13 protein-coding genes are annotated in these 13,444 nt (G+C 69.5%); 4 read left to right on the top strand and 9 right to left on the bottom strand.

Annotated features, from left to right (window positions below):
- Positions 1 to 34: 34 nt before the first annotated feature.
- The 6 genes from BJ998_RS00230 to BJ998_RS00205 are packed head-to-tail and all read right to left on the bottom strand — an operon-like array spanning position 35 to position 7,418.
- Positions 35 to 1,024 carry an NAD-dependent epimerase/dehydratase family protein gene (locus BJ998_RS00230; RefSeq protein ID WP_184857348.1) on the bottom strand — a complete coding sequence of 330 codons (990 nt, stop codon included), beginning with the start codon at positions 1,022 to 1,024 and terminating at the stop codon, positions 35 to 37.
- On the bottom strand, positions 1,021 to 1,785 hold the full coding sequence (locus tag BJ998_RS00225) for a sugar phosphate isomerase/epimerase family protein (RefSeq protein ID WP_221337815.1): 765 nt from the start codon (positions 1,783 to 1,785) through the stop codon (positions 1,021 to 1,023). The genes BJ998_RS00230 and BJ998_RS00225 overlap by 4 nt, the downstream gene beginning before the upstream one ends.
- Entirely contained in the window at positions 1,782 to 3,434 is a 1,653-nt protein-coding gene (locus BJ998_RS00220; protein WP_221337814.1) for an ABC transporter substrate-binding protein, read from the bottom strand. The genes BJ998_RS00225 and BJ998_RS00220 overlap by 4 nt, the downstream gene beginning before the upstream one ends.
- The gene (locus tag BJ998_RS00215) at positions 3,431 to 4,447 is read right to left on the bottom strand and encodes an ABC transporter ATP-binding protein (RefSeq protein ID WP_184857346.1); all 1,017 of its coding nucleotides are present in this window, start codon (positions 4,445 to 4,447) and stop codon (positions 3,431 to 3,433) included. Before BJ998_RS00215 ends, BJ998_RS00220 begins: the two co-directional genes overlap by 4 nt.
- Positions 4,444 to 6,441 (bottom strand): dipeptide/oligopeptide/nickel ABC transporter permease/ATP-binding protein, encoded by a 1,998-nt coding sequence (locus BJ998_RS46945; RefSeq protein WP_184857344.1) that lies wholly within the window; start codon positions 6,439 to 6,441, stop codon positions 4,444 to 4,446. The genes BJ998_RS00215 and BJ998_RS46945 overlap by 4 nt, the downstream gene beginning before the upstream one ends.
- A 2-nt stretch (positions 6,442 to 6,443) precedes the next feature.
- A complete protein-coding gene (locus BJ998_RS00205) occupies positions 6,444 to 7,418 on the bottom strand; it encodes an ABC transporter permease (protein ID WP_184857342.1) in 975 nt (324 codons plus the stop codon).
- Between the two features lie 204 nt (positions 7,419 to 7,622).
- Between BJ998_RS00205 and BJ998_RS00200 the strand changes: the two genes are divergently transcribed.
- On the top strand, positions 7,623 to 8,576 hold the full coding sequence (locus tag BJ998_RS00200; RefSeq protein WP_184857340.1) for a zinc-dependent alcohol dehydrogenase: 954 nt from the start codon (positions 7,623 to 7,625) through the stop codon (positions 8,574 to 8,576).
- On the opposite strand, the gene BJ998_RS00195 is transcribed toward BJ998_RS00200, so the two are convergent.
- Positions 8,557 to 9,309: a GntR family transcriptional regulator gene (locus BJ998_RS00195; protein ID WP_184857338.1), complete on the bottom strand. Its 753-nt coding sequence runs from the start codon at positions 9,307 to 9,309 to the stop codon at positions 8,557 to 8,559. The genes BJ998_RS00200 and BJ998_RS00195 overlap by 20 nt on opposite strands.
- 114 nt (positions 9,310 to 9,423) lie before the next feature.
- Here BJ998_RS00195 and BJ998_RS00190 point away from each other — a divergent pair, with 114 nt between their 5' ends.
- Genes BJ998_RS00190 through mgrA form a run of 3 tightly spaced genes read left to right on the top strand, consistent with a single transcriptional unit; the run spans position 9,424 to position 12,075 of the window.
- On the top strand, positions 9,424 to 10,353 hold the full coding sequence (locus tag BJ998_RS00190) for an aldo/keto reductase (RefSeq protein WP_312889849.1): 930 nt from the start codon (positions 9,424 to 9,426) through the stop codon (positions 10,351 to 10,353).
- 39 nt (positions 10,354 to 10,392) lie between these two features.
- Positions 10,393 to 11,049 carry a Crp/Fnr family transcriptional regulator gene (locus BJ998_RS48935; RefSeq protein ID WP_184857336.1) on the top strand — a complete coding sequence of 219 codons (657 nt, stop codon included), beginning with the start codon at positions 10,393 to 10,395 and terminating at the stop codon, positions 11,047 to 11,049.
- A 39-nt stretch (positions 11,050 to 11,088) separates the two neighbouring features.
- Positions 11,089 to 12,075: an L-glyceraldehyde 3-phosphate reductase gene (gene mgrA / locus BJ998_RS00180; protein WP_184857334.1), complete on the top strand. Its 987-nt coding sequence runs from the start codon at positions 11,089 to 11,091 to the stop codon at positions 12,073 to 12,075.
- On the opposite strand, the gene BJ998_RS00175 is transcribed toward mgrA, so the two are convergent.
- Both BJ998_RS00175 and BJ998_RS00170 read right to left on the bottom strand, forming a co-directional pair.
- Entirely contained in the window at positions 12,072 to 12,440 is a 369-nt protein-coding gene (locus BJ998_RS00175; RefSeq protein ID WP_184868312.1) for a PaaI family thioesterase, read from the bottom strand. The genes mgrA and BJ998_RS00175 overlap by 4 nt on opposite strands.
- Before the next feature lie 23 nt (positions 12,441 to 12,463).
- Positions 12,464 to 13,291 carry a glycosyltransferase family 2 protein gene (locus BJ998_RS00170; protein WP_184857332.1) on the bottom strand — a complete coding sequence of 276 codons (828 nt, stop codon included), beginning with the start codon at positions 13,289 to 13,291 and terminating at the stop codon, positions 12,464 to 12,466.
- Positions 13,292 to 13,444 lie beyond the last annotated feature (153 nt).

The following is a 13,444-nucleotide window of genomic DNA, read 5'->3' as shown; positions in this document are numbered from 1 at the left end:
CTCCTGTCGGCGGTGACCAGAATACCAAGTGGTATTACTTTGGTCTTGTATCGGTCTGCTCGATGAGCCGATCGAACGCGGAGTTCAGGTCCTCGTCGACCGCCCGCAGCCGCGGCTCCTTGTCGTGGTGGGCGACCAGCTCCCGGGCCCCCTCCGCGAACGACACCGCCGGCGCGAAGCCCGGCACCAGCGAGCGCAGCTTGCCGGTGTCGAAGAACATCGAATGCCGGAAGTCGTGCTCGAGCACATCCCGCCAACCCGGTAGCACCTCGGCGATGGTCTCGCTGGACCGGTGCCGCAGCACCGGTTCCCGCACGCCGGCGGCCGCCGCCAACTGCAGATGGATCTGGTCCCAGGTCAGGATGTCGCCGGAGACCACGTTCACGCTCTCGCCGACCGCGTGCCCGTTGCCCAGCAGCGGCACGAACGCCCGCGCGAAGTCCCGGGAGTGCATCAGCGTCCACAGCGAGGTGCCGTCGCCGTGCACCACCACGGGCCTGCCGGCCCGCATCCGGTCGATCGCCGTCCAGCCGGCCAGCACCGGCACCACGGTCCGGTCGTAGACGTGCGCCGGCCGGACGATCGTCAGCGGGAAACCGTTGTCCCGGAACGCGTCCTCCAGGAACACCTCACAGGCGATCTTGCCGCGTGGGTAGCCGAACACCGGCTGCCGGCGCGGTGTCGACTCGGTCACCGGCAGCTGCGGCACCGGCCGGGCGAACACCGAGCAGGTGCTGACGAACACGTACTGCCCGGTCCGCCCGCCGAACACCGCCGGGTGTGACCGGACGTCGTCCGGCGTGAAGCCGACCCAGTTCACGACCGCGTCGAACTCCTCGTCGCCCAACGCCTTCCGCAGCTGCTCGGCGTCCCGGACGTCGGCCCGCAGGGCGCGGACCCCGGGCGGCGGCTGCCGCTTCGGGTCGGTGCGCGTGACGACGGTGACGTCCAGACCGGACGCCACCGCCTCGTCCGCGCAGGCGGAGCCGATCATGCCGGCCCCGCCCAGGAACAGCACCTTCATCGCGCCCCCAGCGAGAGTCCGTTGCCGACCAGGTGGTCATAGCTGCGTCGCAGCGCCTCGAACGTGTCGATGTGCAGCCGCTCCAGCTCGACGATGTGCCAGCGCAGGCCCGACGGCACGGAAAGCGTTGTCCGCCAGTCGATCCGCCCCTCGCCGATCGGCACCATCACGTCGTCGGAGTAACTGACCGCGGGGCCGTCCTTGACGTGGATGAACCGCGCGCGGTCGCCGAGCCGGGTCAGGATCTCGGCCGGATCGGCGCCGCCGAGCACGGCCCAGTACGCGTCCAACTCCACCAGCACCCGGTCGTCCAACAGCTCCAGCAGCAGGTCGTAAGCCTGCACGCCGCCGAAGAACTGGGAGAACTCGGCGAAGTGGTTGTGGTAGGCGATCTTCATGCCGCGGGCGGCGGCGTGCTCGGCGGCCACGTTCACCCGCTGCACGCCGCGCTTGACCGCGTCCGGTGAGTCGAACTCCTCCCGTTCCATGCTCCACACCAGAACCTCGGCGCCGAGCTCGGCGTTCTGGTCCAGGATGGACTCCGCGTCCGGGCCGGCCGGGAACGGCGCGTGCGCGCTCGTCACGGCCAGCCCGGCCGCGTCCAGCGCGCCCCGTACCCGCGCCGGACCGAAGTGCTCGACCAGGCCGTACGTCTCGACGCCCCGGTAGCCGATCTCGGCCAGCCGGGCGAACGTGCCGTCGAGATCGGCGCGGGCCTGGTCGAGCACCGTGTACGCCATCACGGCGATCTCGGCGGTCACGCCGGCTTCAGCCTCAGCGCCACCACCACGTTCGGCACCGCGGTGAAGTACGGGTTGTCCTGATCGGGGAAGCCCGTCACCCGCGCGGTGCTCCAGCTGCTGTAGGAACCCCAGTAGAACATGGGGATCCACGGCAGCTTCTCCACGAACACCGTCTCGATCTTGTCCAGGATCTGCTGCCGCGCCTCGTCGGTGGTGGCCAGCGGGTACTGCTTGAACAGCTCGGCCGCCTCGTCGTCCTTGAACCGCTCGATGTTCTGGAACGACGGCGTGGACTGCCCGATCGGGTAGTACAGGTTCGGGTTCATGGTGTCGTTGTAGAACGAGAACGCGCGGGGCGTCGGGCTCACCGGATAGCCCATGGTGGAGTCGAAGTCACCCTTGGCCGTGCGCGGGTTGATGTCGTCCACGGTGGTCGTGTCGATGTTCAGTTTGATGCCGATGTCCTTCAGCTGCGACACCAGCACCTGCACCCGCGCGGCGATCTCCGTGTACGCGGCCGGGAAGCTGCAGCTGAACTCGACCCGCTTGCCGCCCTTGGCGTAGTAGCCGTCGCTGCCCTTGGCGTAGCCGGCGGCCTCCAGCGTCTGCATCGCCTTGGCCTTGTCCTCGACGAAGCCGACACCCTTGTACTGCGCGGAAACCGAGGACTGGTAGGTCGGCAGCGGCAGGCCGGTGACGCTGGTGGCGGGCTGCTCGCCACTGGCCGCGGCCACCTGCTTGCGGTTCACGCCGAGGCTGATCGCCTTGCGCACCGCGATGTCCGACAGCGGCCAGCGCTCCAGGTTCGGGATCAGGCCGTCGGTGCCGGCCCGCGGCGCCCAGAAGTGGTAGTTCTTGCTCTTGGACGTGAACGTCTTGTCCGCGTTGGCGATGTAGGTGCCGGCCCAGTCGGCCTGGCCCTGCACCATCGCGTTGGTGACGGTGGAGTTGTCCTTGTACGGCACGAACCGGATCGCCGCGATCTGGGCCTTGGGCTGCCAGTAGTCGTCGTTGCGGGTCAGCAGCAGGCTCTGCGGCGAGAACTGGCCGACCTTGAACGCCCCGGTGCCGACCGGGTTCGGGTCCTGGTGGCTGGTCGGGTCCTTGACCGACTCCCACAGGTGCTTGGCCACGATCGGGGCGGACACGATGCTCGGGAACAGCTGTTCCGACGGGTCCTTGAAGGTGAACACGACCTTGTTCGGGGCCGGCGAGCTGACCTCGCCGGCCGGCACGCCCTGCAGGTTCAGCGCCGGGAACTTCTGCAGCAGCTGGTAGGTGAACACCACGTCGTCGGCGGAGAACGGCTTGCCGTCGGTCCACTTCACGTTGTCCTGCAACGTGACCGTGAACGTCTTGTTGTCGTTCGACCACTCCCAGGACTTGGCCAGCCACGGGATGTCCTTGCCGATGTCGGCGGTGTTGATCTGCACCAGCGGCTCGTAGATGAAGGAGCCGTTGTAGGTCACGCCCAGCGCGGTGTTCTCCAGGAACGGGTTGAACACCTGGGTGAGGTTGTCCGACTGGCCGGCGACGGTGATCGTCAGGCCGTTGCCGGACGAGGACGAGCCGCCGCCCGATGAGCAGGAGGCGAGGGCGAGACCGCCGGCGGTGGCGATCATGCCCGCCAGCAGGCTTCTTCTGGTGATCTGAACCGAGGTGTTCACTGAGCATCGGCCCTTTCTGGCGCGGCGGGCTCGGGTTTGTCCGCGTACAGCCAGCACCGGGCGGTGTGGCCGTCGGCGAGTTCGAAGGTCGGCGGCTTCTCCTGCTCGCAGCGGGCAAGAGCGAAGGGGCAGCGCGGATGGAACCGGCAGCCGCTCGGCGGCGAGATCAGGCTCGGCGGCTGGCCGATGTCCTTGACCCGCTTGGTTTCCCTGCGCGACGGGTCCGGCGCGGAGGAGATCAGCAGCTGCGTGTACGGGTGCGCGGCCTGCTGCGTGACCGTCTCCGACGGACCGGTCTCCACGATCTCGCCGGCGTACATCACGGCCGTGTCCGCCGCGAAGTAGCGGGCCGACGCGATGTCGTGGGTGACGTAGAGCATGGCGACGTCGCGGTCCTCGGTCAAGCGCCGCAACAGGTTGAGGATGCCAAGCCGGATGGAGACGTCCAGGCTGGACACCGGCTCGTCGGCGAGGAACACGTCGGGGCTCGCGGCCAGCGCGCGGGCGATCGACACGCGCTGCAGCTGGCCGCCGGACAGCTCGTGCGGGAACTTCTGGGTGAACTGCCGCGGCGGCACCAGATTGGTCTGCGTCAGCAGGTCGTCGATCACGGCCAGCTGCTCGTCGTTGGCCTTGCCGGCGTGGTGGATGGACACCGCGCGGCGCAGCGTGCTGGCGATCGAGGCGACCGGATTGAACGAGGCGAACGGGTCCTGGAGGATCAGCTGCACCCTGCTGACGTGCTCGCGGAACGCCTTGCCGCGGGTGGCCTGCACGGGTCGGCCGTGCAGCCGGATCTCGCCGCTGGTCACCGGGTACAGCTGGGCCAGCAGACGGGCCAAGGTGGACTTTCCGGAGCCGGATTCGCCCACCAGGGCGGTGATCCGGCCCGCGTAGAGCTTCAGCGACACGTTGTCCACGGCGTGCACCACCCGGCCGCCGCCGCGCTTGAGCAGGCCGCGCACCGGGAAGTGCTTCGTGACGTCGACGGCCTCCAACACCGGTGCGGTCATGCGCTCTCACCCATCTTCACGGCGTGATCATCGGAGTACAGCAGGCAGGCGGCGGCCGACGAGCCGATCTGGTACAGCCGCGGCTCGTGCTCGGCGCAGGCGTCGAACGCGACCGGGCAGCGCGGCCGGAACGAGCAGCCGCTGGGCAGTCGCCGCAGGTCCGGCGGCGAGCCGGGAATGCCGGTGAGCTCCTTCTTCGGGCCGCTGAGCGTGGGGAACGACTCCAGCAGGCCGCGGCTGTACGGGTGCTGCGGCCGCTCGTGGAAGTCCTCGGCGGCGGCCATTTCCACGATCTTGCCGCCGTACATCACCGCGATCGTGTCGGACATCTCGATCAGCAGCGACAGGTCGTGGGTGATGAACACGACCGAGAAGCCGAGCCGGTCCTTCAGCTCCATGATCTTGTCGATGATCTGCCGCTGGATCACCACGTCCAGCGCGGTGGTCGGCTCGTCCATCACGATGATCTCCGGGTCGAGCGCCAGCCCGACCGCGATCATCGCCCGCTGCCGCATGCCGCCGGACAGCTCGTGCGGGTAGGAGCTGGCCCGGTCGGCCGGAATGCCCACGATGCCCAGCAGTTCCACCACCCGCGCGGCCCGCTCCGGGGCCGTGCTGCCGGGCCGGTGCGCCACCAGCGCGTCCTCGATCTGCTCACCGATGCGCATGATCGGGTTGAGGGCGTGCATCGCGGACTGGAAGACGATGGACAGCTCCTCCCAGCGGAAGGCGCGCAGCTCCTCGTCGTCCATCGCCAGCACGTCCACGGTGGACCCGTCCGCGTTGGTGTACCGGATCTCGCCCTGCGGGATCTCGGCCGGCGGCTTGTGCAGCCGGGTGATGGCATAGGCCAATGTGGACTTTCCGGAGCCGGACTCGCCGGCGATGCCCAGGACTTCCCCCCGCCTCAAGGTGAACGAGACGTCGTCGACGGCGGTGACGGCGCCGTAGTTCACCTTGAGGCCGCGGACGTCCAGGATGACGTCCGTGCTGTCGGCCGTGAACGGCGTGCCCGCGGGCCGCGGCTGCCGCTGCGCGGATCGCTTGACCCGTTTGGTGCGACGGCGGGACACCTGTGCCCGCTGTGCCTTCTTGGTGCCGATGCCCGCCTGCCGCAGGCGCGGGTTGATGAACTCGTCGATGCCGAAGTTGACCAGCGACAGCGCGGTGCCGATGAGCGCGATGGCCAGGCCGGCCGGCACGAACCACCACCAGGAGCCGGTGAGCAGCGCGCTGTCGGCCTGTGCCCAGTACAGGATCGTGCCCCACGACCACTGCGTGACGTCGGTCAGCCCGAGGAACGCCAGGCTGGCCTGGGTGAGGATGGCCGCGGTCACCGTGCCCAGGAAGGACGCGGCGATGACCGCGAGCTGGTTGGGCAGGATGTCCCGCAGGATGATCTTCGACGTGCGTTCGCCGGTGGCCCGCGCCGCCTCCACGAAGTCCCGCTTGCGCAGGGACAACGTCTGCGCGCGCAGCACCCGGGCGCCCCACGCCCAACCGGTAAGTGAGATCACCAGGATGATGCCCAGCGAGCCGCTGTGCGGCAGGTAGGCGGCCAGGATGATGGTCAGCGGCAGGCCGGGCAGCACCAGGAACACGTTGGCCAGCAAGGACAACAGCTCGTCGCTGGTGCCGCCGAGATAGCCGGCGGTGACGCCGACCAGGACCGACAGGATGGTGGTGATGACCGCCGAGCCGAGGCCGACGAACATCGACGCCTGCGCGCCGTAGAGGACCTGGGACAGGATGTCCTGGCCGTTCTGGGTGGTGCCCAGCCAGTGCTCGAACGACGGGGGAGCGGTGGCCGCGTCGCTGACCGCGGACGGGTCGTACGGCGCGATCCACGGCCCGATCACCGCCAGCACGACGAAAACCAGTGTGATGATCACGCCGGTCAGGGTCAGCGGGGCGCGCAGCGCGCGCAGCCACAGCCGGCCGGCCTCCGGCTCCACCTGTTCGGTCTCGGCGAGGACCGCGGGTTGCATGGCCATGTTCAGCCCTCCCTCGTCCTCGGGTCGAGGAACACGTAGACGACGTCCGCCAGCAGGTTGGCGATCAGCACCATGATCGTGATCAGCAGGAAGATGGCCGACATCAGCGGGTAGTCCGCGGCCTGCGCGGCCTTGAACAGGGTGGTGCCGAGGCCGGGGTAGTTGAAGACCACCTCGGTGACGATCGAGCCGCCGATCACGAAGCCCAGCGACATCGCGAAGCCGGACAGCGACGGCAGCATCGCGTTGCGCGCCGCGTAGGAGTACATGACCCGCCGCCGGGACAGGCCCTTGGCCTCGGCCAGCCGGACGTAGTCCTCGGACAGGGTCGTCACCATCATGTTCCGCATGCTGATCAGCCAGCCGCCGACCGAGGTGATCACGATGGTGGCCGCCGGCAGCACCGCGTAGTACAGGGCGCTGGCGATGAAGTCGCCGCTGAAGCCGATGGTCGTGTCCACCGAGTAGCCGCCGGACAGCGGGAACCAGTTCAGCGTGATGGCGAAGACGAGCACGATGATGATCGCGAACCAGAAGTACGGGATGGACGACAGGAACGTGGTCACCGGTATCAGCGAGTCCAGCCAGCTGCCGCGTTTCCAGCCGGCCAGGATGCCCAGGCCGGTGCCGATCACGAAGCCGAGCACCGTGCACGCGGTGATCAGGCCCAGCGTCCAGAACATGCTCTGCCCCAGCACGGTGCCCACGTCCGCCGGGTAGTAGGCGTAGGAGATGCCGAAGTCGCCGGTCAGGATGCTGCGCCAGTAGTTCAGGTACTGGGTCCACAGGCTGGCGTCGGGCTGTCCGAACAGGACGCGCAGCGCCTGGATGGCGGCCGGGCTGAGCTTGCCGTGGAACTGGTTGATCAGGTGCTCGGCCGGGTCGCCCGGCATGACGCGCGGGATCAGGAAGTTCAGGCTGATCGCGACCCACGCGGTGAGCACGTAGAAGCCGAGCTTCCTGAGCACGGTGCGCATGGCTCGGCTCCCTTCACGCCCTGACGGACGACGTACCAGATGCATACCACGGCATACCAGCGTGGCTAGGCGGCACGGTACTGTCTAGCGGCCGAACAGAGTAGTGACGCTATGAAAACGTGATGCGACCATCGTGTGCGCCGTCGAGACGTGCGACAGGTCACCAATCCACCGCATACCACTTCAAACCACCCGGAGACGAGCATGAGACTCAGCCAGCTGGTCGGCCCGCGCACGTCGAAGGTCGTCGAGCGGCCCGATCCGGTGCCGGCGGCCGACCAGGTGCTGGTCGAGGTGCTGGCGTGCGGCGTCTGCACGTCAGACCTTTCGGCCTGGCGGAACCACGATCCGGGCTCGGAGCCGATGCGCCTCGGCCACGAGATCGCCGGTCGCGTCGTGGCGGTCGGGGCTGACGCAACGCGGTGGGCCGTCGGCGATCTGGTCACCGGGCTCGGCGGCGAGGGCTTTGCGTCACTGGCCGTGATGGACGCTGATGCCCTTCTCCCTGTCCCGGCCGGCATCGAGCCCGCGCACGTGCTCGGCGAGCCCGTCGCCGTGCTGGAGGAAGCACTCTCACGGTCGCCGGTGTCGGCCGGCGGTCGGGTTGCCGTCGTCGGGCTGGGCTTCATGGGCCTCGGCCTGGTGCAACTGGCCAAGCGGCACGCCCCCGGCCTGCTCGTCGGCGTCGATCCCGACCCGGCCCGCCGTGCCAGAGCGGTCTCCCTGGGCGCGGATCTCGTGTTCGCGCCCGATGAGGTACCGGCCGAATACCTCGGTCAGACCGGCCGTGCCGCCGATGGTCGGTTCGACGTCGTGCTGGAGGCGACCGGGGTGACTCCCGGACTGGCCACCGCCGGCCGCCTGGTGCGGCCGTTCGGCACGCTGAACGTGGTCGGCTACCACCACTCCGGCGACGCCAAGATGGACATGGACCTCTGGTACAAGGCCGTCACCGTGGTCAACGGCTTCTGCCCGGACCGGACCCGCACCATCGCCGCCATGGTGACCGCGCTGGAGCTGATCGCGCAGCGGCGCTTCAGCTACGCCCCGCTGGTCACCCACCGCTACACCCTGGACCAGATCGACGACGCCTTCGCCGCGATGGAGGCGGCCGGGCCGGACTTCGTGAAGGGCGTGGTCAGGCCTGTGTCCGGCTGAAGGACGTGCGCAGGCGGTAGCGCTCGCCGGCGTAGCGGATCGTCGACATGAACAGCGGGTCGCCCTTGGCGTTGAGGGCGAGCTGGTGCATGACGAGGATCGGCTCGCCGGGGTCGATCTCGAGGTGGCGGGCCGTGCGGTCGTCGGCCTTGGTGGCCTCGATGGTGGAGTCCGCGCGCGCCGGTTCCACGCCGGCCTGGGCCAGCTCGGCGTACAGGGAGCGCTCGCCGAAGTCGAGGGTCGCCAGGTGCGGGGCCAGGCCCAGGGGCAGGACCGTCCGGTCGAGACCGATCGGCATGTCGTTGAGCAGCCGGACCCGCTCCAGGGTGAACAGCTGCGTGCCCGGCGCGATGCCGAGGCGCTCGGCCTGGTCGATGGTCGCCGGGTCGACGCGGTTCTGCAGCACCTCCGAGCGCGGGGTCAGGCCCATCCTGGCCGCGGTCTCGGTGAACGACTCCAGGGTGTTCGGCCATTCCTTCCTGGGCTGCGCCGTCCGGCTGACGTACCAGCCGCGGCCGCGGGACGCGCTCAGCACGCCCTCCTCGACGAGGTGCCCGAGCGCCCGGCGCAGCGTCACCCGGCTGATGCCCAGCTGCTGGCACAGTTCGCGTTCCGGCGCCAGCCGCATGCCCGGCTTCAGCACGCCGCGTTCGATCTCGCCACGCACCAGCGCGACCGCCTGAATCCACAGCGGATCCGGATAACCCGGCAGGACGGCGGGCGAGTCGCTCATGCTTCGGCAACCCCATGGTCGGCGGCAACGTAACGGGCGATCCAGAATAGCGGCGGCGGGCGCGGCCGCGCAGCAGGCGCGCGGGGCCCGACCTGCCGCTCTAGAGTCGGGGCCGTGACCTTGATCTACGGCTGCATGGGCCTCGGCGGCACCTGGGACGACGCGCCGTTCACCGCGGCCGACGTGGACCTCGCGGAGCGGGCGGTGCACGCGGCGCTGGACATCGGCATCAGCTGGTTCGACCACGCCGACATCTACCGGAACGGCAAGGCCGAGCAGGTGTTCGGCGAGGTGCTGCGCCGCGACCCGGCGCTGCGTGACCGGGTGAGGATCCAGACCAAGTGCGGGATCCGGCTCGGGGAGAACGGTCTCCAGGCGTACTACGACCTGTCGAAGGCGGCGATCCTGCAACGGGTGGACGGCAGCCTGCGCCGGCTGGGCGTGGAACGGGTGGACGTTCTCCTGCTGCACCGGCCCGATCCGCTGATGGACCCGGTTGAGGTCGCCGACGCGTACGGCGAGCTGCGGGCCGCCGGCAAGGTCGGCGCGCTGGGCGTGTCGAACATGTCGGCGGCGCAGATGTCGTTGCTGCAACGGCATCTGGACGAGCCGTTGGCGGCCAACCAGCTGGAGATGAGCCTGCACCGGCGGGACTGGCTGGAGGCCGGCGTGCTGGTCAACCACCCCGAGGGCAGCGGCCTGAGCTTCCCCGAGGGAACCGTCGAGTACTGCCGCGCCAACGGCGTGCGCATCCAGGCATGGGGCTCGCTGGCCCAGGGCATCTACAGCGGGGCGCGGCGCTCCGAGGCCGACAACGAGGCGTACGAGCTGGTCAACGCGATGGCGGCGGAGAAGGGCACCACCGCCGAGGCCATCGTGCTGGGCTGGCTGATGCGGCATCCCGCGCGGATCGAACCGGTGCTCGGCACCGCCAACCCGGACCGGATCCGGGCCTGCGGGGACGCGGCGGCCCAGGCGGCGGCGATGACCAACGTCGAGTGGTACCGGCTGTGGACCGCCGCCCGGGGGAACGCGGTGCCGTAACCCTCCCGAGGGCCGGGCGGACCTGGTAGCACAGGTGACGTGGACTTCGAGACCGTGCGGGGCAAGCTCCGCGCGTACGGGCGGCCGGCGCCGTTCCGCCGTGGGGAGCTGCTCTGTGTCGCCGGCGAGGACAGCGACGAGGTGCTGCTGATCGAGACGGGCTCGGTGAAGGTGGTGCTGCCGGGCAAGAACGGCGTGGACTCGATCCTCGGCTTCTACGGGCCGGGCGCGGTGCTGGGGGAGATGGGGGTGCTGTCGGGCAGCAGCCGCTCGGCGAGCATCGTGGCCCGAACCCACGGCCGCGCGGTGCACGTGGAGGGCCGGCGGTTCCTGTCGCTGGCGGACGAGGACCCGGAGGTGCTGCGCTTCGTCACGGACCTGTTGCGGCACCGGCTGTCGCTGGCCGACAAGAGGCAGGAGTACCGGGCGTCGCTGGACGTGCCGGCGAGGCTGGCGAGGCAGCTGCTGGATCTGGCCCGTGAGATCGGCGAGCCGGCGGGGCCGGGGTTCGTGGTGCGCGACGTGACGCAGGCGGAGCTGGCGCAGCTGGTGACGGCGTCGCCGAAGTCCATCGAGTACGCGGTGGCGCTGCTGCGGCAGGAGGGCGTGCTGCGCACCGACCGCCGCTATTTCCAGATCGTGGACGCCGAGGTGTTGGAGCGCAAGCTCGCGGATCCCGACTGGCGGCCCGGTTAGACTCCGCCCGATCCACCCCTTGCCGAACGGGAGTGTCGAATGCCGTACGTCGCCGATGGCGCGCGCTACAGCGCCATGCCCTACCGCCGCACGGGTCGCAGCGGCCTGAAGCTACCGGCCGTGTCCCTGGGCCTGTGGCACAACTTCGGTGACGTCAACCGGATCGAGACCCAGCGGGCGATCCTGCGCCGCGCCTTCGACCTCGGCGTCACGCACTTCGACCTGGCCAACAACTACGGCCCGCCGCCCGGCTCCGCGGAGACCAACTTCGGCCGGCTGTTCGCCGCGGACCTCAAGCCGTACCGGGACGAGATCCTGGTCTCCACCAAGGCCGGCTACCTGATGTGGGACGGCCCGTACGGCGAGTGGGGCTCCCGCAAGTACCTGGTGTCCAGTGTGGACGCCAGCCTGCGCCGGATGGGCCTGGACTACGTGGACGTGTTCTACCACCACCGGCCGGACCCGGAGACGCCGCTGGACGAGACCATGGGCGCGCTGCACTCCATTGTGCAGCAGGGAAAGGCGTTGTACGTCGGCGTCTCCAACTACTCCGCCGAGCAGACCCGGGAGGCGGCGGCCGTGCTGGAGCGGCTCGGCACGCCGCTGCTGATCCACCAGCCGTCGTACTCGATGGTGAACCGCTGGGTGGAGGACGGCCTGCTGGACGTGCTCGACGAGGTCGGCGCCGGCGCGATCGCGTTTTCCCCGCTGGCGCAGGGTTTGCTGACCGGCCGCTACCTCAACGGCATCCCCGAGGACTCGCGCGCCGCCGGCGACAGCCCTTTCCTCACCAGCGAAAGCGTTGAGGCGCAACTGGATCGCGTTCGCGCGCTGAACGAGGTGGCGCAGGGCCGCGGCCAGACCTTGGCGCAGATGGCCATCGCGTGGGTGCTGCGGGGCGGCCGCGTCACCTCGGCGCTGGTCGGCGCGAGCAGTGTCCGCCAGATCGAGGACAGCGTCGGCGCGACCGCCAACCTCGACTTCGGCGACGAGGAACTGGCCGTGATCGAGAAGCTGCTGGCCTAGCCGGCGCTCAGCACGGACTGCGTCTGGGTGACGCTGGCGACCGGCCGCTGCTCGTCATCGTGCAGGTCGGTGCGGACGACGATGGTCGACCGGCCGACGTGCAGCGGCCGGCTGACCGCCGTCACGGTTCCCGATCGGACCGCTCGGAAGAAGTTGGTGCCGGACTGCACGGTCGAGGTGGTCGCGCCCGGCGGCAGGTTCAGGAATGCGCACACGGCGCCGACGGTGTCGGCGAACGCCATCAGCGCGCCGCCGTGCATGACGCCGCCGACCGTGCACAGCTCCGGCGCCCACGCGAGGCGGCCGCGCACCTCGTCCGGACCGGCAGTGTCAAGTGTTATGCCCGTTTGCCCGGCGAAGGGCATGGCCTTGATCAGTTCGTCCAGGTTCACGGTTGCCGAGCGTAGTGGCCGGCCAGGAGGAACAGCCCCTGTCGGCGCAACCGGGAGGCCGGCGCGTTGACCGAGCTGACGGCCCGGTCCACCGCCCGCACGCCGCCGATCCGGCGGGTGTATGAGCGTTGCTCGGCATATTCGGCGCGACCGGCCCGTCCGGACAGTGACCCGGGCCTGATCCGGAACGCCGCCAGGCTGTCGGCCATGCCGTGGAAGTCGCCGTGGTCGAGCAGCCGCAGCCACAGGTCGAGGTCCATCGGGAAGCGCAGCCGGCCGTCGAAGCCGCCGACCGCGTCGAAGTGCTCCCGGCGGAACAGCACCGAGCCGGGCTCGCCGACCGGATTTCCGCCGTCACGCACGATGCGGCGGGCCACCGCGGTCCGATCGTGCGTGCCGATCAGTCCGCGCAGGCCGCGGCCCGCGACCAGGCGGCGACCTGTGTCGTCGACGAAATCGCGCCGGCAGGCGGTCAGCGCGAGATCGGCCCGGCCGATTAGCGCCTGTTGTTGTAACCGCAAACAATCGGGCCGGAGAAGATCATCCGCGCACAGCAGTTTCACCAGTGGCGCCCGGCTGGAATGGACGGCGAGGTTCCAGTTCTCCGCCAGTGGGAGAACCCGCGAGTTCCGTATCACCCGTATGCGGCAATCGTCGAATGAATGTGCAACAACTTCGGTGCGGTCGGTCGAGGCGTTGTCGACGACCACCAGCTCGAAGTTGTCGAAATTCTGTGCCAGCACACTGCGCATCGTCGCGCCCAGGAAGCGTTCCGCCTGGTAGGCGGGCACGCAGACGGACACAGCAGGCGTCGCTGCCGTCATCGCGCCCCCACATCCGCTGTATCGACTTCTCGGCCCAGACGTTACCTCCGATCGATGTCATACATCACGTGAACAGGGTCACAACCCTCATAGTCACTGCTTAATGGCCGGGCGAGCTGCGGGTTCATTGGGCGTTCACGCGTCCGATCCGGT

The organism is Kutzneria kofuensis, from assembly GCF_014203355.1.
Classification (GTDB): domain Bacteria; phylum Actinomycetota; class Actinomycetes; order Mycobacteriales; family Pseudonocardiaceae; genus Kutzneria; species Kutzneria kofuensis.
This window is presented reverse-complemented; position numbering and strand designations above follow the sequence as displayed.